This window comes from Roseinatronobacter ekhonensis (assembly GCF_900499075.1).
Lineage (GTDB): Bacteria > Pseudomonadota > Alphaproteobacteria > Rhodobacterales > Rhodobacteraceae > Roseinatronobacter > Roseinatronobacter ekhonensis.
This window is the reverse complement of the sequence record NZ_UIHC01000004.1, coordinates 55,547-76,388: the sequence shown is the minus strand read 5'-3', so window position 1 is coordinate 76,388 and position 20,842 is coordinate 55,547. Positions and strand designations below refer to the sequence as shown.

The 20,842-nt window shown below is 61.7% G+C and carries 20 protein-coding genes and 2 riboswitches; of the genes, 5 read left to right on the top strand and 15 right to left on the bottom strand.

Going from position 1 to position 20,842, the window contains the following annotated elements; translation table 11 throughout:
• The first annotated feature begins 8 nt into the window (after positions 1–8).
• Positions 9–404 carry a DoxX family protein gene (locus tag ROE7235_RS03135; protein WP_121093211.1) on the top strand — a complete coding sequence of 132 codons (396 nt, stop codon included), beginning with the start codon at positions 9–11 and terminating at the stop codon, positions 402–404.
• Positions 405–451: 47 nt separating this feature from the next.
• On the opposite strand, the gene scpA is transcribed toward ROE7235_RS03135, so the two are convergent.
• On the bottom strand, positions 452–2,587 hold the full coding sequence (gene scpA / locus ROE7235_RS03130; RefSeq protein WP_121093210.1) for a methylmalonyl-CoA mutase: 2,136 nt from the start codon (positions 2,585–2,587) through the stop codon (positions 452–454).
• 105 nt (positions 2,588–2,692) lie between these two features.
• Here scpA and ROE7235_RS03125 point away from each other — a divergent pair, with 105 nt between their 5' ends.
• A complete protein-coding gene (locus tag ROE7235_RS03125) occupies positions 2,693–3,178 on the top strand; it encodes a DUF4174 domain-containing protein (protein ID WP_183073300.1) in 486 nt (161 codons plus the stop codon).
• Between the two features lie 115 nt (positions 3,179–3,293).
• Here ROE7235_RS03125 and ROE7235_RS03120 read toward each other — a convergent pair whose 3' ends face one another.
• From ROE7235_RS03120 to ROE7235_RS03100, 7 genes are all read right to left on the bottom strand, one after another.
• Complete coding sequence (locus tag ROE7235_RS03120) at positions 3,294–3,671, bottom strand: hypothetical protein (RefSeq protein ID WP_121093208.1); 378 nt, start codon at positions 3,669–3,671, stop codon at positions 3,294–3,296.
• Positions 3,668–5,668: an acetyl-CoA carboxylase biotin carboxylase subunit gene (locus ROE7235_RS03115; RefSeq protein ID WP_121093207.1), complete on the bottom strand. Its 2,001-nt coding sequence runs from the start codon at positions 5,666–5,668 to the stop codon at positions 3,668–3,670. The genes ROE7235_RS03120 and ROE7235_RS03115 overlap by 4 nt, the downstream gene beginning before the upstream one ends.
• A gap of 40 nt (positions 5,669–5,708) precedes the next feature.
• On the bottom strand, positions 5,709–6,089 hold the full coding sequence (locus ROE7235_RS03110; RefSeq protein WP_121093206.1) for a hypothetical protein: 381 nt from the start codon (positions 6,087–6,089) through the stop codon (positions 5,709–5,711).
• Between the two features lie 75 nt (positions 6,090–6,164).
• The gene (locus ROE7235_RS20780) at positions 6,165–6,296 is read right to left on the bottom strand and encodes a hypothetical protein (protein ID WP_281272823.1); all 132 of its coding nucleotides are present in this window, start codon (positions 6,294–6,296) and stop codon (positions 6,165–6,167) included.
• Positions 6,297–6,527: 231 nt separating this feature from the next.
• Positions 6,528–6,674, bottom strand: coding sequence for a hypothetical protein (locus ROE7235_RS20075; RefSeq protein WP_183073298.1), 147 nt, complete (start codon positions 6,672–6,674; stop codon positions 6,528–6,530).
• 189 nt (positions 6,675–6,863) lie between these two features.
• Complete coding sequence (locus tag ROE7235_RS03105; protein ID WP_121093205.1) at positions 6,864–7,247, bottom strand: DUF6497 family protein; 384 nt, start codon at positions 7,245–7,247, stop codon at positions 6,864–6,866.
• 22 nt (positions 7,248–7,269) lie between these two features.
• Entirely contained in the window at positions 7,270–8,802 is a 1,533-nt protein-coding gene (locus tag ROE7235_RS03100; protein ID WP_121093270.1) for an acyl-CoA carboxylase subunit beta, read from the bottom strand.
• A gap of 199 nt (positions 8,803–9,001) precedes the next feature.
• On the opposite strand from ROE7235_RS03100, the gene ROE7235_RS03095 reads away from it, so the two are divergent.
• The gene (locus ROE7235_RS03095) at positions 9,002–10,213 is read left to right on the top strand and encodes a multidrug effflux MFS transporter (RefSeq protein WP_121093204.1); all 1,212 of its coding nucleotides are present in this window, start codon (positions 9,002–9,004) and stop codon (positions 10,211–10,213) included.
• Between the two features lie 53 nt (positions 10,214–10,266).
• A complete protein-coding gene (locus ROE7235_RS03090) occupies positions 10,267–11,661 on the top strand; it encodes a helix-turn-helix domain-containing protein (protein ID WP_121093203.1) in 1,395 nt (464 codons plus the stop codon).
• A gap of 30 nt (positions 11,662–11,691) precedes the next feature.
• Here ROE7235_RS03090 and lysM read toward each other — a convergent pair whose 3' ends face one another.
• The 5 genes from lysM to gcvT all read right to left on the bottom strand — a co-directional run bounded on the left by lysM (position 11,692) and on the right by gcvT (position 17,623).
• Positions 11,692–12,126 (bottom strand): peptidoglycan-binding protein LysM, encoded by a 435-nt coding sequence (gene lysM / locus ROE7235_RS03085; protein ID WP_121093202.1) that lies wholly within the window; start codon positions 12,124–12,126, stop codon positions 11,692–11,694.
• A gap of 112 nt (positions 12,127–12,238) precedes the next feature.
• A complete protein-coding gene (locus ROE7235_RS03080; RefSeq protein ID WP_183073296.1) occupies positions 12,239–13,180 on the bottom strand; it encodes a phosphatase PAP2 family protein in 942 nt (313 codons plus the stop codon).
• 87 nt (positions 13,181–13,267) lie between these two features.
• Complete coding sequence (gcvP, locus tag ROE7235_RS03075) at positions 13,268–16,108, bottom strand: aminomethyl-transferring glycine dehydrogenase (RefSeq protein ID WP_121093200.1); 2,841 nt, start codon at positions 16,106–16,108, stop codon at positions 13,268–13,270.
• Between the two features lie 27 nt (positions 16,109–16,135).
• Positions 16,136–16,495, bottom strand: coding sequence for a glycine cleavage system protein GcvH (gene gcvH / locus ROE7235_RS03070; protein WP_121093199.1), 360 nt, complete (start codon positions 16,493–16,495; stop codon positions 16,136–16,138).
• Positions 16,496–16,507: 12 nt separating this feature from the next.
• Positions 16,508–17,623 (bottom strand): glycine cleavage system aminomethyltransferase GcvT, encoded by a 1,116-nt coding sequence (gcvT, locus tag ROE7235_RS03065; protein ID WP_121093198.1) that lies wholly within the window; start codon positions 17,621–17,623, stop codon positions 16,508–16,510.
• A gap of 40 nt (positions 17,624–17,663) precedes the next feature.
• Positions 17,664–17,730: riboswitch (glycine riboswitch) on the bottom strand.
• 1 nt (position 17,731) lies between these two features.
• Positions 17,732–17,822, bottom strand: a riboswitch (glycine riboswitch).
• 83 nt (positions 17,823–17,905) lie between these two features.
• On the opposite strand from gcvT, the gene ROE7235_RS03060 reads away from it, so the two are divergent.
• Positions 17,906–18,466, top strand: coding sequence for a gamma-glutamylcyclotransferase family protein (locus tag ROE7235_RS03060; protein WP_121093197.1), 561 nt, complete (start codon positions 17,906–17,908; stop codon positions 18,464–18,466).
• On the opposite strand, the gene glmM is transcribed toward ROE7235_RS03060, so the two are convergent.
• On the bottom strand, positions 18,463–19,806 hold the full coding sequence (gene glmM, locus ROE7235_RS03055) for a phosphoglucosamine mutase (protein ID WP_121093196.1): 1,344 nt from the start codon (positions 19,804–19,806) through the stop codon (positions 18,463–18,465). The two genes, ROE7235_RS03060 and glmM, sit on opposite strands and share 4 nt — an antisense overlap.
• Positions 19,803–20,819: a dihydropteroate synthase gene (gene folP, locus ROE7235_RS03050; RefSeq protein ID WP_121093195.1), complete on the bottom strand. Its 1,017-nt coding sequence runs from the start codon at positions 20,817–20,819 to the stop codon at positions 19,803–19,805. The genes glmM and folP overlap by 4 nt, the downstream gene beginning before the upstream one ends.
• Positions 20,820–20,842 lie beyond the last annotated feature (23 nt).

Here is a 20,842-nt window from a genome sequence, read left to right as displayed (position 1 = left end):
GAAATGACATGACCAACACCCAACTGCTTGTGGCCCGCGTTCTGCTTGGGCTTTTGTTTGTAATGGCCGGGATCGGCAAACTGGGCGATGTGGCGGGCTTTGCCGGTTACATGGCGTCCGGCGGTGTGCCGGCCTTCCTGGCTTGGCCGGTCGTTCTGTTCGAGATCATCGGCGGTCTGGCCCTGATCGTGGGCTTTCAGACCCGGATCGTGGCCTACGCGCTTGGCGCATTCTGCGTGGCGTCGGGGCTGCTGTATCATTTCGACCCGGCAGACCAGATGCAGATGACCCAAGTGTTCAAGAACCTTGCCCTTGCAGGCGGTTATCTTGCGCTGGGCACCATCGGTGCTGGCGCATGGTCGGTGGATGCGAAAATGGGCCAAGGCAGCCCGCGCACCGCATAAACCCTTGATAGCGGCAGGCCGCGACTGGCCTGCCGTTATCGGTCGCTTTAGCCAAGCCCCCGCGCCTGCCGCACTAGGTCCAGAATCTTTTTAGCAGCTTCGGGGATATTTGTACCCGGTCCGAAAATGGCCTTCACACCCGCGTCGAACAGGAATTTGTAATCCTGCTGCGGAATAACCCCGCCGCAAATGACCAAGATATCATCCGCGCCTGCCGCTTTCAGTTCCTTGACCAGTTCGGGTGCCAAGGTCTTGTGCCCCGCAGCCTGCGACGAGATGCCGATGATATGCACGTCATTGTCGACTGCGTCCTGCGCCGCCTCGGCAGGCGTCTGGAATAGCGGACCGACATCCACGTCAAACCCGATATCGGCAAAGGCCGTGGCGATCACCTTGGCCCCGCGGTCATGCCCGTCCTGACCCATCTTGACCACCAGCATCCGCGGGCGGCGCCCCTCTGCTTCAGCAAACCGCTCCACATCGGCCTGAATGGCGGCAAAGCCATCGTCGCCCTCATAGGCGGCACCGTATACGCCAGCGAGAGTCTTGACCTCTGCGCGGTGGCGCCCGAACACTTTTTCCATTGCCATGCTGATTTCCCCCACAGAGGCACGGGCGCGCGCGGCATCGACCGCCGCATCCAACAGGTTGCCGCCCTCGGTGGCGCGGCGGGTGACTTCCGCCAGCGCCGCATCGCAGCCGGCGGTATCGCGGGTTGCGCGAATACGCTCCAAACGCGCGATCTGGCTGTCGCGCACGGCGGCATTGTCGATATCGCGAATGTCGATTGGGTCTTCTTTATCCTTGCGGTACTTGTTGACGCCGACGATCACCTCGTCGCCCCGGTCGATATCGGCTTGTCGCTTGGCGGCGGTTTCTTCAATCCGCAGCTTGGGCATACCCGAGGCGACCGCCTTGGTCATGCCGCCCAGCTCTTCGACCTCGTCCATCAGCTTCCAAGCGGCCTCGGCCAGATCATGCGTCAGCTTTTCAACGTAGTAGCTGCCTGCCAGCGGATCGACGACCTTGGTGACGCCGGTTTCCTCTTGCAGCACAAGCTGCGTATTGCGCGCGATGCGGGCGCTGAAATCGGTGGGCAGGGCGATCGCTTCATCCAACGCGTTGGTGTGCAGCGATTGCGTGCCGCCCAAGACCGCCGACATCGCCTCATAGGCGGTGCGGATGACGTTGTTATACGGGTCTTGCTCTTGCAAGGACACGCCCGAGGTCTGGCAATGCGTGCGCAACATGCTGGATTTGGGGTTCTTGGGGTTGAACTCTTCCATAACGCGCGACCAAAGCAAGCGTGCGGCGCGCAGCTTTGCGATTTCCATGAAGAAATTCGTGCCTATGGCGAAGAAGAAGGACAAACGCCCCGCGAACGCATCCACATCCATGCCGCGCGCGATGGCAGTGCGGACATATTCGCGCCCGTCCGCCAGCGTAAACGCCAATTCCTGAACAAGGTTCGCGCCCGCTTCCTGCATGTGGTAGCCGGAAATAGAGATCGAATTGAAGCGTGGCATATGTGCGCTGGTGTATTCGATGATATCCGCGATCAGCCGCATCGACGGCTCTGGCGGGTAGATATAGGTGTTGCGGACCATGAACTCTTTTAGGATGTCATTCTGAATGGTGCCCGACAGGGCCGCGCGGTCCACGCCCTGTTCTTCACCCGTGACGATGAAATTCGCCAGAATCGGGATGACTGCGCCATTCATGGTCATAGACACGCTGACCTTGTCGAGCGGGATGCCGTCGAACAGGATTTTCATGTCCTCAACCGAATCGATGGCCACACCCGCCTTGCCGACATCGCCCATCACGCGGGCATGGTCGCTGTCATAGCCACGATGCGTGGCCAGATCGAAGGCGACCGACACGCCTTGCTGACCGGCGGCCAGATTGCGGCGGTAAAAGGCGTTCGATTCTTCGGCGGTAGAAAACCCCGCATATTGGCGGATAGTCCACGGACGGCCCGCATACATCGTCGCCTTGACCCCGCGCGTGTAGGGCGAATCCCCCGGAATACCGCCCAAATGCGGCAGCCCCTCAATATCTTCGGCTGTGTAGAGCGGCTGGACGGGAATCCCTTCCAGCGTGTTCCATGTCAGGCTGTCGAGCGGGCGACCCCGTAACTCTTTGGTGGCAAGCGCTGCCCAAGCGTCTTTCGCGTCGCTCATGGCTGGTCCTTTCTGTGGGAACTGTCGCGCAGAGAAGTAAAAACCGCGCGCGCAATGGTGTTTTCAACGCAAAACCGCCTATATGCAGTCAGAGCAGGAGGCGTAATGAAACCGATCTTTACCTTTGTTTTCGCGGCTGTTTTCGCAGCATCCGCAGGGGCGGCCCAAAGCATTCCGGCGGATACGCCGGAACCCACCGTGCAGGCCCCCGTGGATGAAGAGGAACTACTGTTTCTGGACGCGCGCGCAATTGACGTGCGCGAATATGTCTGGAACCACCGACTGGTGGTGGTGATGGCAGATACCGCCGATAACCCGCAATTCGGCCGCCAGTTGGAAGAACTGCGCGCGCGGGCCGAAGAATTCTTGATCCGCGATGTGGTGGTGATCTTTGACGCCAACCCCGAAGACGAAAGCCCATTGCGACAGGTCTTGCGCCCAAACGGGTTCATGACCGCGATCATCGACAAGGATGGCGAGGTCAAGGCACGCCGTCCTGCTGTCCGGTCAGGGCGCGAATTGATGGCGGTGATCGACAAGTTCCCGCTACGCCGCCAAGAGATACTGGACCGCAATCCCGCCGGACGGTAAGCGTGGCTGACCAAGCGGAGGCTGCGCCACGCCTTTGCGTCTAGGGGGCTGCCGCCCCCATGCGGGCCTGCGCGGCCCGCATTCCCCCGCGAGTATTTATGGCAAGATGAAGCTGTCACGAATAGTAGCCGTTCTTGTCCGCCAGTTGCGAGATCAGCCACCAGCCCGGACCGAAGACGCCCACCAGCCAGATCACCAGCGCCGCGCTGGGCGTGATGAGCGCAAACCAGCTTGCCGCCGCGACAAGCGCGCCAAGGCCGAAGACCAAGCCGCCGCCAATGGTCAGAAATTCCAGACCCAGACGAATGCGGCTGAGCAGCGGAAACAGGCCGTGGAACACGGCCATCCCCCCCAAGGGCGGCAATAGCAAAAGCACGTAATGCCCGTCGCCCAAACCCTCTGCCACGCGGGTCAGGATGATATAGGCCAGCACCATCGCCAGCGCGAAGCACAGCAGATAGGTCAGAAACAGGCGCAGCGGGCTGCGTTTCATCCCTCGAACTCCATGATGATCTCATCCACCGCGAGCGATGCGCCTGCAGCGACATTGATCTTTGCGACCACGCCTTTGCGTTCGGCGCGCAGAATGTTTTCCATTTTCATGGCTTCGATGGTGGCCAGCGGCTGGCCCTCATAGACCTCTTGCCCCTCTTCCACCGCGATGGACATGACCATCCCCGGCATCGGACACAAGAGCAGCTTGGACGTATCCGGCGGCTGCTTTTCGGGCATCAGCGCGGCCAGTTCCGCCTGACGTGGCGAGAAAACACGTACCTTCAAGTCGGCCCCGCGCAAGCGCAGACGGTAGCCGCCGGGTTGGCGGGCCACTTTCATCACCAAAGGCGTTCCGTTAACCATAAGCCGGGCGAGCGGTTGGCCTGGACGCCAATCCGACGTCACGCGGTAATCGCTGCCATCGAGTGTGACGGTCGCCCCCTCGCGGTCGGCCTGAATAATGGTCTGACAGGTCTTGCCGCCGAGGCTGACCACCCAGTCGGTGCCGACGACGCGCTCATGGTTGTCCATCCGGCCAGAGACGCGCGCGCGGCGGATTTCGGCCATGCGGTTCATGGCGCAGGCGCAGGCGGCGGTGCGGGCCAGCAGATCGTCGGGCAGCGTCGCGCCCTCGAACCCGTCGGGGTATTCTTCGGCAATGAACGCCGTTGTGATATTGCCCGACGCAAAGCGCGGATGATCCATCACCGCCGACAGGAACGGCAGGTTGTGGCCAATGCCCTCGACCTCGAACTCATCGAGCGCGAGGCGCATTTCCTGCACGGCGGCCTCGCGCGTGGGCGCCCATGTGCACAGCTTGGCGATCATCGGGTCGTAATACATGCTGATCTCGCCGCCCTCATAGACGCCGGTATCATTGCGCACCGCGCGGGTGGGTTCGACCACCTCGGCCGGCGGACGGTAGCGGGTCAGACGGCCGATCGAGGGCAGGAAGTTGCGATACGGGTCTTCGGCATAAAGCCGCGACTCGATGGCCCAGCCGTTGATTTTCAGGTCGGATTGCACGAAGGGCAGCTTTTCGCCTGCGGCCACACGGATCATCTGTTCGACCAGATCGACCCCGGTGATCAGTTCGGTCACGGGGTGTTCCACCTGAAGGCGCGTGTTCATCTCGAGGAAATAGAAATTGCGGTCACCATCAACGATGAATTCCACCGTGCCCGCGCTGGTATAGCCCACAGCAGACGCCAGCGCGCAGGCTTGCTCGCCCATTGCGCGGCGCGTGTCCGCGTCAAGGAACGGCGACGGCGCTTCTTCAATCACCTTCTGGTTGCGGCGCTGAATCGAGCATTCGCGCTCATGCAGGTAGACCGTGTTGCCGTGGCTGTCGGCAAGAACCTGAATTTCGATATGGCGCGGTTGGGTGACGAATTTCTCGATAAAGATACGATCATCGCCGAAGCTGGAGGCGGCTTCGTTCTTTGACGACTGGAAGCCCTCGCGCGCTTCCTCGTCGTTCCAGGCAATCCGCATGCCTTTTCCACCGCCGCCGGCGCTGGCCTTGATCATGACGGGATAGCCGACCTCGTTCGAGATTTTCACCGCCTCTTCCGCATCTGCGATCAGGCCCATATAGCCGGGCACGGTGCTGACGCCTGCTTCCTGCGCCAGTTTCTTGGAGGTGATCTTATCGCCCATCGCCTCGATCGCGTTCGCGGGCGGGCCGATGAAAGCAACGCCCTCAGCGGCCAGCGCTTCCGCAAATTTCATGTTCTCGGACAAGAACCCGTAGCCCGGATGCACCGCTTCGGCCCCGGATTGGCGGATGGCGTCCATAACACGCTCGATCACGATATAGGACTGATTGGCGGGCGCGGGGCCGATATGGATCGCCTCGTCGGCCATTTGCACATGTAGCGCGTGGCGGTCCGCGTCGGAATAGACCGCAACCGTCGTGATCCCCATCTTGCGGGCGGTCTTGATGACGCGGCAGGCGATCTCGCCCCGGTTGGCGATCAGGATCTTTTTGAACATGCGGACTCCGTGGGTTGAAACTGGGGGCGGCACATGCGGATCACTCCTCCCATGTGTCGAAGGCGAATTCGGACGAGCCGTCGAAAAGCTGCGGGAAACTGGCTTTGGCCGCGCGCATATCGACGCGCAGCAGCGCGTCATAGCTGGCCGGGTCGAACGGGTCTTCGGCGGGCACGACCTCGCGGCCGAACAGCCATGACAGGCGGCCTGCGTCCAGATTGCCACGCTCGAAAGGTTGGTCGCCGAAATGCGCGATCAGCGCCCCCAGAAACCCCTCATCAGCACGCTTGTCGGGCGTACGACGGTCGGCATAGCGCTGACGTTTGGTCAGCGGCGTCACCCCTTTGGGGTTCGCACGGCGGATGGTGAACTGGAAATCTGTGCTGGGAAGTCGGCCCGGAAAGCCACGATGCTTCAGCATGCTGTCCCCTTTCTATGAGCGGAGGACAGGCAAACCACCGGCACTAACTGCGCCGGTGGTGCGAGAGTTTGAAACTCAGTATTTCTTGGGCGAAACGGGTTCCGCCATGACCGGAGCCGGAACAGGCTCTGGTGCAGCATAGTGCTTCGAACACGCGCCCAAGACGAGCGTGGTGCCAAAGACGGCCAAGATTGCAATTTTAGACATGCGCATCTCCTATCCTGAATATCGACCGGGATAATCCCCCCCGGTGCAATGTGTTCGAGGGCGCGGCAGCGGCCCCTCTCAGGAACGGTAGACGATGGCACGGCGTTTGGCCACCGTGATTTTTCAACGCCTACTAGCCCGCTTGCAAAAGATGCAGGCAGGCGCGGGGCGGATAGAACACCCGAAGCGGAAACTACGGCCCGCTTCGGATAAGTCTTGGCTGACGGTAGATCAGTACTTCTTGGTCGCGACCGGCTCGACATAGACCGGGGCCGGGATCGGCTCGGCATAGACGGTTTCGGTGTGGCCGGAGTGCTTTGCGCAAGCGCCCAAGGATACAACTGCCACCATGCCGGCGGCAAAAACGAGTTTCGACATGAATTTCTCCTGCTCATGATTGCATGGCGCGGTTTCTTGTTATGGCGCGGCCACGCGTGTTGCTGTGCGTTCCCAAAGACCGGGTCACACGCTGCCACCATACCGTGAAACCGATTCGCTGGCCACGAAAATTCAACGCTCACGGGCGTTTGTGGCGCAACTGCATCAATGCTTGGGGTCAAGGTCATATCAGTGCAGGAACTCGGCATCGTCCAACTCGCATGCGCCAGCCCGAATTGTGAAGGCTTCGAAATACTGAATGGCCTCTGGATCGGACAGCCCGAACGGCACTTCGCGATCCATAAGCGTGACGATCACGCTGCTGCCATCGGGCGCGGGTGTCGTGGCGATATGGCGTGTGCAGATGTCTTTCATATCCCCGAACAGCGTTTGCGGATCGCTCTGGTAGCCCGCCACATCCTGCGCCAGCCCCTGACCAATCATCCGCACCCGCTGGACCCCCTCCTCCACGATAAGGTCCAGCGGGATGGCGCTTGCCCCAGAGGGCAGGCGCAGCCATTGCTCGGGCGCACCACCAGAGACAAAGGCAAGACAGGCCAAGGGCAACAGCATCACATTCTCCTCCGAACCGGCGCTACAGCGGGATGTTGTCGTGTTTTTTCCACGGCATCTTGTCGGATTTGTTGCGCAAGGATGCAAAGGCGCGTGCCACCCGCTTGCGCGTGGATTGCGGCATGATCACCTCGTCGATGAAGCCTTTTTCTGCAGCCACAAAAGGGTTTGCGAAGCGTTCTTCATACTCGGCAATATGCGCGGCGGTCTTGTCGGCATCGCCTAGCTCGGACCGATAAAGGATCTCGACCGCGCCTTTTGCGCCCATAACGGCAATTTCTGCGGTGGGCCAGGCGTAGTTGAAATCCGACCGCAGATGCTTGGACGCCATGACCACATAAGCGCCGCCATAAGCTTTGCGGGTGATCACAGTCACCTTGGGCACCGTCGCCTCGCCGTAGGCATATAGCAGCTTGGCACCGTGCTTGATGACGCCCGCGTATTCCTGCCCCGTGCCCGGCAAGAAGCCCGGCACATCGACCAGTGTCAGGATCGGGATTTCGAACGCGTCGCAGAACCGCACAAAACGCGCGCCCTTGCGAGAGCTGTCGATGTCCAGACAGCCCGCCAGAACCATCGGCTGGTTCGCCACCACACCCACGGTCCGCCCTTCCAGACGGATGAATCCGGTAATGATGTTCTTGGCGAATTCCTCCTGCAATTCGTAGAAATCCCCCTCATCCGCCAGTTTCAGGATCAACTCCTTCATATCGTAGGGCGTGTTGGGGTTGTCGGGGATCAACGTGTCAAGGCTTGGTTCCAGCCGTGCGGGGTCATCGAAGAAAGGTCGCACGGGCGGCTTTTCGCGGTTGTTCAGCGGCAGCAGGTCGACCAAGCGGCGCACTTCGATCAGCGCCTCGACGTCATTTTCAAACGCGGCATCGGCCACCGAGGATTTGCGCGTATGCGTCAGCGCGCCGCCCAGTTCCTCGGCGGTGACATGTTCGTTCGTCACGGTCTTGACCACGTCGGGGCCGGTCACGAACATGTAGGAGCTGTCTTTGACCATGAAGATGAAATCGGTCATGGCAGGCGAATACACCGCGCCGCCCGCGCAGGGCCCCATGATAACGCTGATCTGCGGCACCACGCCCGATGCGGTGATGTTGCGCTGGAACACGTCGCCATAGGCCGCAAGGCTGGCCACGCCTTCCTGAATGCGCGCGCCGCCAGAGTCGTTCAACCCGATCACCGGCGCGCCATTCTGGATGGCCATATCCATGACCTTGCAAATCTTGGCGGCATGGGTTTCCGACACCGACCCGCCCATGACGGTAAAATCCTGACTGAACACATAGACCACACGCCCGTTGATCGTGCCCCAGCCGGTCACGACCCCGTCACCCATGGGGCGGCTGTCTTGCATGCCGAAATCCACACAGCGATGCGCGACAAACATGTCGAATTCTTCGAAACTACCCTCGTCCAGCAACAGCTCGATCCGCTCGCGCGCGGTCAGCTTGCCCTTGGAATGCTGCGCCGCGATGCGCTTTTCGCCACCGCCCAAGCGGGCCTCTTGGCGCTGCGCCTCTAACTGTTGCAGGATGTCCTTCATGCGCTCCCCCTCCTTGGCGGCAGATCGGTTTGGCGCAACATACTTGCGCAAAACAGGGTTGAAAAGGACAGTTTTGATAATTTGCAAATCCGTCTGCAAATTGCGGCGCTAATTTGCAAATGTCAGCGCAACCATCGCGCGCTTGAACTTCGGGCAATTCGCGCTTACTGAACTTGTTCAACACCAACGCAGGTGATCCATGCCAAGCGCGCAGTCTAGATTTCTGGACAAAACCACCCCGCCCCATGTGGCCACGCTGGTCGCCCAATCTGCTGTTGCGGCGCTGGCGATGAACGTGTTCTTGCCATCGCTGCCCAGCATGGCCGCCTATTTCCAGACAGATTATGCCGTGGTGCAGCTGTCTGTCTCGCTCTATCTGGCGGTGAACGCGGTTTTGCAGGTGTTTATCGGCGCCTTGTCCGACCGCTACGGGCGGCGCCCCGTTATGCTGGCGGCGCTTTGGATATTTGTTCTGGCCACGCTTGGCACGCTTCTGGCGCAAAATGTGTTGGTATTTCTGCTGTTTCGCATGGCGCAGGCCGCAGTCGTGACCGGAATAGTGCTGTCACGCACCGCCATTCGCGATGTGCTGGGCGAAGGGGATGCCGCCTCTCGCATCGGGTATGTCACGATGGGCATGGCGGTGGTGCCAATGCTGGCCCCCGCCCTTGGCGGGTTGCTGGACGAGGCATTCGGCTGGCGCGGCAGCTTTGCGCTGATGCTGGTGGCGGGCGTGGCTGTGCTGGCGCTAAGCTGGCGCGACATGGGCGAAACCCGCCAAGGGTCTGGCGGCAGCTTTCGCGCGCAATTCGCAGAAATGCCGGAACTGATGCGCTCGCGCCGGTTCTGGGGGTATTGCGCGACATCGTCCTTGGCCTCTGGCGCGTTTTTCGCCTATCTGGGCGGCGCGCCGTTTGTCGGGGCGCAGGTCTATGGCATGTCGCCCGCCACGTTGGGGCTGTTCTTCGGGGCACCGGCGTTGGGATATGCTGCGGGGAACTTCGCCTCTGGCCGCTATGCCGCGCGGATCGGGATCGACCGGATGATCCTGATCGGCGCAGTCATCAATTTCGGCGGCATGGCGCTTCTCAGCTTGCTGTATTTCAGCGGTCTGCACAGCCCGTTCGTGTTTTTCGGCTGTTTTATCTTTGTGGGTCTGGGCAACGGGATGATCCTGCCCTCGGCCACATCCGGTATGATGTCGGTCCGACCGCATCTGGCAGGGTCCGCCAGCGGGATCGGCGGCGCGATCATGATCGGCGCTGGTGCTGCGCTGTCGGCCTTGGCGGGCGCGTTGCTGACACCGGGCAGCGGGGCAGAGCCGTTGATCGTGATGCTGTTCATCACCACCGCACTGGCGATGGCCAGCATTCTGTATGTCATGGCCCGCGCCCGCGCGGTTGGTGCTTGACGCGGCCAAGCCACCTTTGCAAACATCTTGCCTAGATTTGCAAAGGGTGCCCAATGGCGCAACAGAAACTTTACGCGGGTGCCAAGCTGCGCGAGATTCGCACCCAGATCGGGCTGACGCAAAAAGATTTTGCCGCCAAGCTGGGCGTGTCCCTGCCCTATCTGAACCAAATGGAAAACAACAATCGCCCGCTTTCGACCTCTGTCGTTCTGGCATTGGCGCGCGAATTCGGGCTGGATGTGACAGAGCTGTCGGCAGGCGACAGCGAGCGGCTTGTGTCGGACCTGCGCGAGGCGCTGGCCGACCCGCTATTCGCCAATGCCACGCCGCCCTTGCCCGATTTGCGGCTGGTCGGTGCGAACGCATCCAGCTTTGCGCGCGCGTTTCTGGACCTGCACCGCGCCTACCGTCAGGCGCAGGAACAGCTTGGCGCGCTGGACGAAGCATTGGGGCGCGAAGACAGCACCCTGCGTCTTAGCCCTTGGGAAGAGGTCCGCGACTTCTTCCATTATTGCGACAATTACATAGATGCCGTCGACCGCGCCGCCGAACATTTCGCGGCCCAAGCCGGGGCCGCGCCCGACATACTGGAACACGCGACCACCACGCTGGCTCGCCACAAGATCACCGTTAAAATATCCCGTGGCGCGCCGCTGCGCCGCTTCGATGCGGCCAGCGGCATTCTGGAAATCTCGGCCAAGGCCAGCCACGCCACCCAAGCGTTTCAACTGTTGCATCAGGTCGCGCTTGTGAACCAAAGTGACCTGCTAGAGGCCACGCTGGACCTTGCGCGCTTCCAGTCGGACGAGTCCCGCGCCATCGCCAAGATCGGGCTGGCCAATTACTTTGCGGGCGCGGCGCTGCTGCCTTACCGGCGGTTTCTGTCCGCCGCGCAAACCTGCCGCCACGATCTGGAAACGCTGGCCGACCAGTTCGGCGCATCGCTGGAGCAGGTGGCGCACAGGTTGTCCACTCTGCAACGACCGGGGGCCAAGGGCGTGCCATTTTTCTTCGTCCGGGTGGACCAAGCCGGCACCATCACCAAACGTCACTCGGCCACGCGGCTGCAATTCGCACGTTTCGGCGGGGCCTGCCCCCTATGGAACGTCCACCGCGCCTTTGAAACGCCGGGCCGGTTTTTGCGCCAACTGGCCGAAACCCCTGACGGCGTGCAGTATTTCTGCCTGTCGATTGCCATTGCCAAGGGCGGCGGCTCGTTCCATGCGCCAGTGCGGCGCTATGCTTTGGGCTTGGGCTGCGAAATCGACCACGCCGATGGGCTGGTCTATGCCGACGGGATGGACCGCGCGGGCGGCTTTGATCCGATCGGCATTTCGTGTCGCATTTGCGAGCGCGAGGATTGCCACCAACGCAGCGTGCCCCCGCTGGAGCGGCGGCTGCGGGTGGATCATGACCACCGCCATATCCTGCCCTACAGCATGGAATAAGGCCCGACGTCGCGCGCCGGGCCTTTGATTTTATTGCGGTATCCGCAAAACCTGACCGGGATAGATTTTATCCGGGTGGGTCAGCATGGGGCGGTTCGCCTCGAATATCTCGGGGTAACGGTTGGCGCTGCCAAGGGTCGTTTTCGCGATGGCTGACAATGTATCGCCACGGACCACGGTGTGAAAAACGGGATCGGGACCCTCTTCTTCGGTCGCAGATTCGACCTCTGCCACGCCTTCGACATTGCCAACGGCCAGGATGATCTTCTCTTTCATCTCGGCACTGACGGCATTGCCCTCGACCACGACCTTTTCACCCTCGACCTTGATCTCGACACCCGTGGCATCCAGCCCAAGATCGGCGAGTTCGGCTTTCAGCGTGTCGGGATCGGGTGTCGCGGCCTCTGCGGCGCTTGCGCCAAAGAGTTTTTTACCTGCGGATTTTGCAAAGGACCAAAGCCCCATTTCGAATACTCCTAGAATCGATAACACAATCGTTACACCACAGCAGTAGTGCCGCCAAAGCCGATAAAGCGCAAGCGTGCTCTAGTATCGATGTCCGGTCGTGCAGGCTGACCTAAGCAGTCGCAGTCGTTGGGTAATCCGGGGTCGTGGCGCAGCCGGCCTGTGCGGTTTGCGGCAGCATCTGGCGCGATATGGCATAGGAGCATACGAACAGCAGCACCCCGCCTGGCATGTCGATCAGATGGTGTCCGCCGTGGGTCAGCGTCGCGGGTATCATCAGCGAATTGGCCATCACGTAGGGCCAGAACAACCATGTGCCGCGAGCAAAGAAAAGCGCCAGCGTTGCCATCAGGATATGGAAGGACGGAAAGGCCATCGTGCCCAGCAACTGGTGCTTCTCGATCCGCTCCATCCCGTTGCGGGCAAGGTCCATCAATTGCGCACCGTAGTCTGGCGTGACCAGAAGGCCCGCGCGGGCGATCACTTCGTCGGGCACGTCCAGATAGGCAGAGGGGCCGAAGGACGGCCAGATCGACCAGAACAGTGTTATCAGGCAGCCCGCAACCATGCCCGTCACGACCATCCGGTGCAGCGCAATCACGCGGCCCTGCACACCCAACACGATCAGCAGGATCAGCAATTGCGGCAGCGCACTGAGATAGACGTATTTCATGATTGTCGAAAGCTGCGGATAGTCAGCAAGCCAAGTGACGGCGGCAACCCAGTCATAGCCAAGCGCATGGTCAATCGCGAAAAGCGTCTCATCAACCAATGGGCGTTGCAACGGGAACATCATGTGGCCGGTCAGGGCCGTCACGGATGAGAATATCGGGAAGAACCCGACCGCGACCAGCGTCAGAGATGTGCGCGGCAACCAGCCCCGGCAACGGAGTAGCAGCCCCGACACCATGATGATGCCGTAGAACACGAACTGATTGATGAACGCGTCCCAGACGATTTGCGTTTGCCCTTGGGCCACAAGCACCGCCAAGGTCGCGCTGACAGCAAGAATGATGCCAACGCCGAACCGTTCACCGCGATAAAGAAAGAACATGTTAACCACCGAACCAATTTCACTTGGCACGATGGGTCGCATGACATTCCGGCAAGAATGGGGCATCTGCCGGGCGGGATCGGGACGCTATTCCGCCGCTTGCGCGTAGCTTTCCACGGGTGGGCAGGTGCAGACAAGGTTGCGGTCACCGAACACGTTGTCCACGCGGCCCACGGGCGGCCAGTATTTGTCGCCCCGGAAGCTGGCGGGCGGGAAGCAGCCCTGTTCGCGGGTATAGGCCCGGTCCCAATCGGCGATCAGATCCTCGACCGTGTGGGGCGCATGGCGCAGCGGGCTGGCATCGGAAGTAGTCTCGCCCGCCTCGATCGCACGGATTTCATCGCGGATCGCCAGAAGCGCTGTAATGAAACGGTCGATCTCTGCCTTGGTTTCCGATTCCGTCGGTTCCACCATTAGCGTGCCCGAAACAGGCCAGCTCATCGTCGGCGCATGAAAGCCGTTGTCGATCAGCCGCTTGGCAATGTCATCGACCGTCACGCCCACATCGGCAAAAGGCCGCGTGTCCAGAATGCACTCATGCGCGATCCGGCCCTTGTTGCCCATGAACAGGATATCATAGGCCCCACGCAGGCGCGCGGCGATGTAATTGGCGTTGAGGATGGCGACACGGGTGGCTTGTGTCAGCCCCGGCCCGCCCATCATCAGGCAGTAAGCCCATGAAATCAGCAAGATGGATGCAGACCCGTAGGGCGCGCCCGAAACCGGCCCCTCTGCCCCACCGGTTTGCGGATGGCCGGGCAGGAAGGGCGCCAGATGCGCTTTCACCCCGATCGGCCCCATGCCGGGACCGCCGCCGCCATGCGGGATGGCGAAGGTCTTGTGCAGGTTCAGGTGGCTGACATCGCCACCAACCTCGCCCGGTTTCACAAGCCCCACCATTGCGTTCAGGTTCGCCCCGTCAATATAGACCTGCCCGCCGTAGTCATGCGTGATCTTGCACACCTCGCGCACGGTTTCCTCGAACACGCCATGCGTGGACGGGTAGGTGATCATGCAAGCCGCCAGACGGTCGCCTGCCTTGGCGGCCTTCTCGCGGAAATCATCCAGATCGACATCGCCATTCGGGGCAGATTTCACAACGACCACCTGCATGCCGCACATCTGCGCGCTGGCGGGGTTGGTGCCATGTGCCGACATCGGGATAAGGCAGATGTCGCGGTCGCCCTGCCCGCGCGCGCGGTGATATGCTTGAATGGTCAGCAGGCCCGCATATTCGCCCTGCGCGCCGGAATTGGGCTGCATCGACATATCGTCATAGCCGGTAATCTCGCACAATTTCGCCTTCAGGTCGAAAATCGCTTCGGCATAGCCCTGCGCCTGATCGGGCGGGCAGAACGGGTGCAGGCTGGAAAATTCAGGCCATGACAGCGGGATCATTTCCGCCGCCGCGTTCAGCTTCATCGTGCAAGACCCCAGCGGGATCATAGCGCGGTCCAGCGCCAGATCGCGGTCGGCCAGACGGCGCATATAACGCATCATCTCGGTTTCGGCGCGGTTCATGTGGAAGATCGGGTGCGTCAGGTAATCTGACTGGCGCAGGAATGTATCGGCAAAGCCAAGCGCCCCGCGATGCGGCGGCACGCCATCAATGCCAAAGGCGCGCAGCACCCGCATGACCACCCGCTCGTCGCTGGTTTCATCCAGAGAGATTCCGACATGGGTGCTGCCAACTTTGCGCAGGTTCAGTCCCTCTGCGCGCGCAGCGGCCAGAATGCCCGCCTGCCCCACGCCAACCTCTACCGTGATCGTGTCGAAGAAATCCTTGACCACGACCTGCGCACCCGCCGCGCGCAGCGCGCGGTAAAGACGCTCCGTCAGCCCATGCACCCGCTCTGCAATCGCGCGCAACCCTTGGGGGCCGTGGAACACCGCATACATCGACGCCATGACCGCCAGAAGCGCCTGCGCCGTGCAGACGTTCGAGGTCGCTTTCTCGCGCCGGATATGCTGTTCGCGGGTTTGCAGCGACAGCCTGTAGGCTTGATTGCCGCGCGCATCGACACTGACGCCCACAATCCGCCCCGGCATGGAGCGTTTATAGGCGTCGCGACAGGAGATGAACGCCGCATGCGGCCCGCCATAGCCCATTGGCACGCCGAACCGCTGCGCGCTGCCCACGGCGATATCTGCGCCAAGTTCGCCGGGTTCAACGATCATGGTCAGCGCCAACAGGTCAGTCGCCAGAATGGCCAGCGCCTTGTTTGCGTGCAAGGTTTCGATCTGCGGGCGGAAATCGCGCAGGTCGCCATGGGTTCCGGGATACTGGAACAGGGCGGCAAAGACGCTGTCGGCCGGGCAATCCTCTGGCGCGCCGACGATCACGTCTATGCCCAGCGGCGCGGCGCGGGTCTGTACCACGGCAATATTCTGCGGGTGGCAATTTTCATCGACGAAAAACGCCATTGCCTTTGATTTCGCAACGCGCTGCGCCATCACCATCGCTTCGGCGCAGGCTGTGGATTCGTCCAGGAGCGACGCATTCGCAACCGGCAACCCCGTCAGGTCCGACACCATGGTCTGGAAGTTCAACAGCGCTTCCAGCCGCCCTTGCGCAATCTCTGGCTGGTAGGGCGTGTAGGCAGTATACCAAGCAGGGTTTTCAAAAATATTGCGCAGGATCGCGGGCGGCGTGACGGTGCCGTAATAGCCCTGCCCGATCAGGCTGGTCATAACCGTGTTCTTGGCCCCCACCGCGCGCATCCGGTCCAGCAATTCGCCCTCTGACAGGGCGGGCCATGTCAGAGGGTCTGGCTGACGCAGATCATCAGGGATGGTCTGGTCGATCAACTGCTCCAGAGTATCACACCCCACCGCCTGCAACATCGCCGCCATCTCTTCGGGGGTTGGCCCGATATGGCGGCGGTTGGCAAAGTCGTAAGGGTCATAGTCGGTGGGGGTATAGGTCATGCGGGTATGGCCTCTGGGTTGGGAAAACTAGCCAAGGAATTCCTTGTATTCATCCTCGGTCATCAGATCGTCGAGCACAGCCAGATCATCAAGCTTCATCTTGAAGAACCACGCATCGCCCTGCGGGTCTTCGTTGACCAGACCGGGATTGTCGGTGAGGGCGTCGTTTACTTCTGTGATCTCGCCATCGACGGGGGCAAGGATGTCGCTGGCCGCCTTGACCGATTCGATCACGCAGACCTCGTCGCCTTTGGCGACCACGGCCTCGACCTCTGGCAGTTCCACGAACACCACATCGCCCAGTTGTTCGGCGGCGTGTTCGGTAATGCCCACGACCACGCTATCGCCCTCGACGCGCAGCCATTCATGTTCTTCGGTGTATTTCATGGGAAACGCTCCTCAGCGCTTGTAGGTGGATGTTCGAAACGGAAGGTCACAGATCATGACCGGCAAACGCTTGCCCCGCACCTCGCCCCAAAGGCGGGTGCCGGGTTCGGCACTGGTAGCCGGAACATACCCCATGGCGATGGGCGCGCCAATGCTGGGACCGAACCCGCCAGAGGTGACTGCGCCGATATTTCGTCCCCCTTCGGCCGCATCCCATAGCACGGTGCCCTCGCGCATGGGTGCGCGGCCCTCTGGGCGCAGGCCAACGCGGCGGGCCAAGGGCCCGTCTGCCAGTTCCTGCAAGACACGGTCGGCACCGGGAAAACCGCCTTCGCGTGCACCACCCGCACGACGGGCTTTCTGGATGGCCCAGGACAGGCCCGCCATGACCGGCGAGGTGTGTTCGTCTATGTCATGCCCATACAGGCACAGGCCCGCTTCCAGCCGCAAACTGTCGCGCGCGCCTAGACCGATCGGGGCGACATCGGGCTGGTCCAAAAGTGCGCGGGCCAAGGGCTCGGCCTGCGTGTCGGGCACAGAAATCTCATACCCGTCCTCGCCCGTGTAGCCTGACCGAGAGATCCAGAGCGCGTGGCCCTGCCAGTCGAACGTCGCCACATCCATGAAGCGCATCGCGGCGACACCGGGCACCAAGGCATTCAGCACAGCCTCTGCCCCCGGCCCTTGCAGCGCCAGAAGCGCGCGGTCGGTGATCTCGCGCACCTCCAGCTCTGGCAGATGGGCGCGCAGATGCGCCAGATCGGCGGCCTTGCACGCAGCATTGACCACCAGAAACAGGTGATCGCCGCGATTGGCGACCATCAGGTCGTCCAGAATGCCGCCCTTGTCATTGGTGAACATGGCGTAGCGTTGCCGCCCCTCAGCCAGCCCTGCCACATCGACCGGCACCAGCCGTTCCAAGGCAAGCGCGCCACTCGGCCCGCGCAAGATGACCTGCCCCATATGGCTGACATCGAACAAGCCGGCATGGCTGCGCGTGTGGGTATGCTCGCCCATCACGCCCATCGGGTATTGCACAGGCATGGAATAGCCCGCGAAGGGAACCATCTTGGCGCCAAGCGCGACATGCAGGTCGTACAATGGCGTCAGGCGCAAATTCTCAGGCATTCCGGCCCCTTTCTAGGTTTGCGCGACACGCGCGCCCACCCCCTCTGTCCTTGCGCCTGAGATCGTTATCCCGTCGGCGGGTGCGCGAGGCACCACTCTCCAGAGTGTTCTTGCAGACCGGTCCTTTTGCCTGAGAGTTTACCGGGGCGGTTGCTCCTTCGGCCTTGGCGCGGGTCCAACGTCTCCCGTGTCTGCATGGGTTTGGTAGCGGATTGCATGTCGGGTTTGCAAGCTTTTTCGCAGCCCCTTGCCTTGGGCCGACACTTGGCACACATATGCGGCATGGAAGATGCTTTTTTCTTTGGTTACGGGTCGTTGGTCAACCGCCATACCCATAGCTACCCCGATGCGGACAAGGTCACGATTCGCGGCTGGCGTCGCGAATGGCGCATGGCGCGGGGGTTGGGGCGACCGTTTTTGAGCGTGGTGCCTGATGCGGGCGCGCAGATCGACGGGCTGGTGGCACGGGTGCCGGGCAATGATTGGGCGGCGCTGGATATCCGCGAAACCGGCTACCAGCGCCATGCGCTTGGCGCGGGGGCCTTTGCGCAAGGGCCGGTGCGGCCCGCGCAGATATACGCCATCGCCCCGCAAGACGGACACCCCGCCAGCCATGACGCCCCGATCAAGCTGAGCTATCTGGACGTGGTGGTCGAAGGGTTCGCGCTGGAATTCGGGCTGGACGGGGTCGCGCGATTTTTCGACACGACCACCGGATGGGCCCCTGTTCTGGACGACCGCGCCGCGCCGCATTACCCGCGCGCGCGGCCTGTTGCCGCGCATTTGCGGGATGTGGTCGACGGGTATTTGCAAAACCTGCGGGTGGCGCGGATCAGCCTTTAGGCGACAGATTCCATCTCTGTAATAATGTCGCCCACGACCTGCACCATCAGACCTTCATCCTCGCATTCGGCCATGACACGGACCAAGGGTTCGGTTCCCGACTTGCGGATCAGCAAACGCCCCTGCCCGGCCAGACGGTCGCGCCCGGCATCTATGGCGGCCACGACCTTGGCCTCTGCCAACAGGTCCACACCGGGGCCGTAACGCAGGTTGCGCAGCAATTGGGGCACAGGCTCGAAGCTGCGGGTCAACAAGGACGCGGGCTTGCCGCTTTCGGCCAGAAACGCCATGAATTGCAGCGCCGCGATCAGCCCGTCGCCGGTGGTGGCGTAATCGGTCATGACAATATGGCCCGACTGCTCGCCGCCAAGGTTCCAGCCGCCCTGACGCATCCGTTCCACGACGTAGCGGTCGCCGACAGAAGTGCGCTCCAGCCGCAGGCCGCGCCCTTCCAGAAAGCGCTCCAGCCCCAGATTGCTCATCACGGTAGCAACCAGAACACCGTCCAGCAGGCGTTGTTCCTGCGCCCAGCGGTCCGCAAAAAGCGCCATGATCTGGTCGCCATCAGCGATCTGGCCGCGCTCGTCGATCAGGATCAACCGGTCGGCATCGCCATCCAGCGTGATCCCCAGATCGGCGCCGGTTTCCAGCACCTTGGCGGCACAGACACGCGGATGGGTGGAGCCGCAGTCAAGGTTGATATTCTTGCCGTCGGGGTGCACCCCGATCTCGACCACCTCTGCGCCCAATTCCCACAACACTTGCGGCGCAACGCTGTAGGCCGCGCCATTTGCGCAATCGACCACCACCTTCATCCCGGAAAACAATTTGCCCTTGGGCAAGGTGGTTTTGGCGTATTCCACATAGCGCCCGCGCGCGTCCTCGATGCGTTTGGCCCGCCCGATATTGGCCGGCTGCGCAAGCGCGATATCTCCGGCGATGATCGCCTCGATCTCGGCCTCGGCGTCGTCCGACAGTTTGAACCCGTCAGGTCCGAAAAACTTGATCCCGTTGTCCTGATGGCCATTATGGCTGGCTGAAATCATGATCCCCAGATCCGCCCGCATGGACCGCGTCAGGAACCCGACAGCAGGTGTCGGCAACGGTCCCAGCAGCAGCACGTTCATCCCGGTGCTGGTCAGCCCCGCTGTCAGCGCGTTTTCGATCATATAGCCCGACAGACGCGTGTCCTTGCCAATGACCACCCTGTGCCCATTGCTGCCATCGCGGCGAAAATACCGCCCCGCCGCCGCGCCAATGCGCAACGCGTTTTCAGCCGTCATCGGATAGGTGTTTGCGGTGCCGCGCACCCCATCGGTTCCGAACAGTTTTTTCGTCATGTCCCGCCGTTTTCTTGGTTTTCACTTAGGGCCTGCCATACTGACAATGCCTGCCGTGTTTCAATTACATCATGCACACGCAAAATCTGCGCACCCTGCGCCGCACCCTGTAACGCGACCGCCAGCGATCCGGCAAGACGCGCGTCGGTATCATCCGCGCCGGAAATCGTGCCGATGAATCTTTTGCGCGATGCGCCTAAAAGTATAGCACAGCCCGCAGAATGCAGCATTGCCAGATGTGACAGAAGCGCAAGATTATGCCCAACGGTTTTGCCAAACCCGATTCCGGGGTCGAGTATGACATTCCCGCGCGCGATTCCCGCTGCCTCTGCGCGGCGCAAAGCACCTATCAACCGGTCATGAACATCAAAGCGTACATCATTGTATTTAGGGTTTTTTTGCATAGTCTGGGGGGTGCCTTGGGCATGCATCAGGCACACCGGAACGCCCGCATCCGCCACCAGAGGGCCCATGTCACGATCCCATGTCAGGGCTGACACATCGTTCACGATATCGGCGCCCGCCTTTAGTGCCGCACGCGCCACGGCGGCTTTGCGCGTGTCGATCGAAATCGGGGCGCGCACGTCGTTGGCCCGCAATGCCGCGATGACAGGCGCTGTGCGGGCTATTTCATCCTCTACCGCGACCTCGACCGCGCCGGGGCGCGTGGATTCGCCGCCGATATCCAGTATATCCGCCCCCTCTTGCAGCAACAGCCGCGCATGGGCCAGCGCGCGGTCATGGCTAGCATAACGCCCGCCATCCGAAAAACTGTCGGGTGTGACATTCACGATCCCCATGATCGCGGGGCGGGTCATGGCCAGACCGGCAAGCGGCGCAGGCGCGGCCAGAAAGACAGCGTCCCGATTTGCATCGACCGCCCGCTCTGTCAGCGTGCCGTCGCGCGACAGGTCTTGCACCCCCACCAGCCGTAACGCGCTCTGGCCCCGAAAGGTGGGCGCATCATCGGGGGCTGTTGCGGCGGGGCGCAAGATCGGCAGGGTATAGGTCATAGGTTATCTGTTGCCGCAGCAGC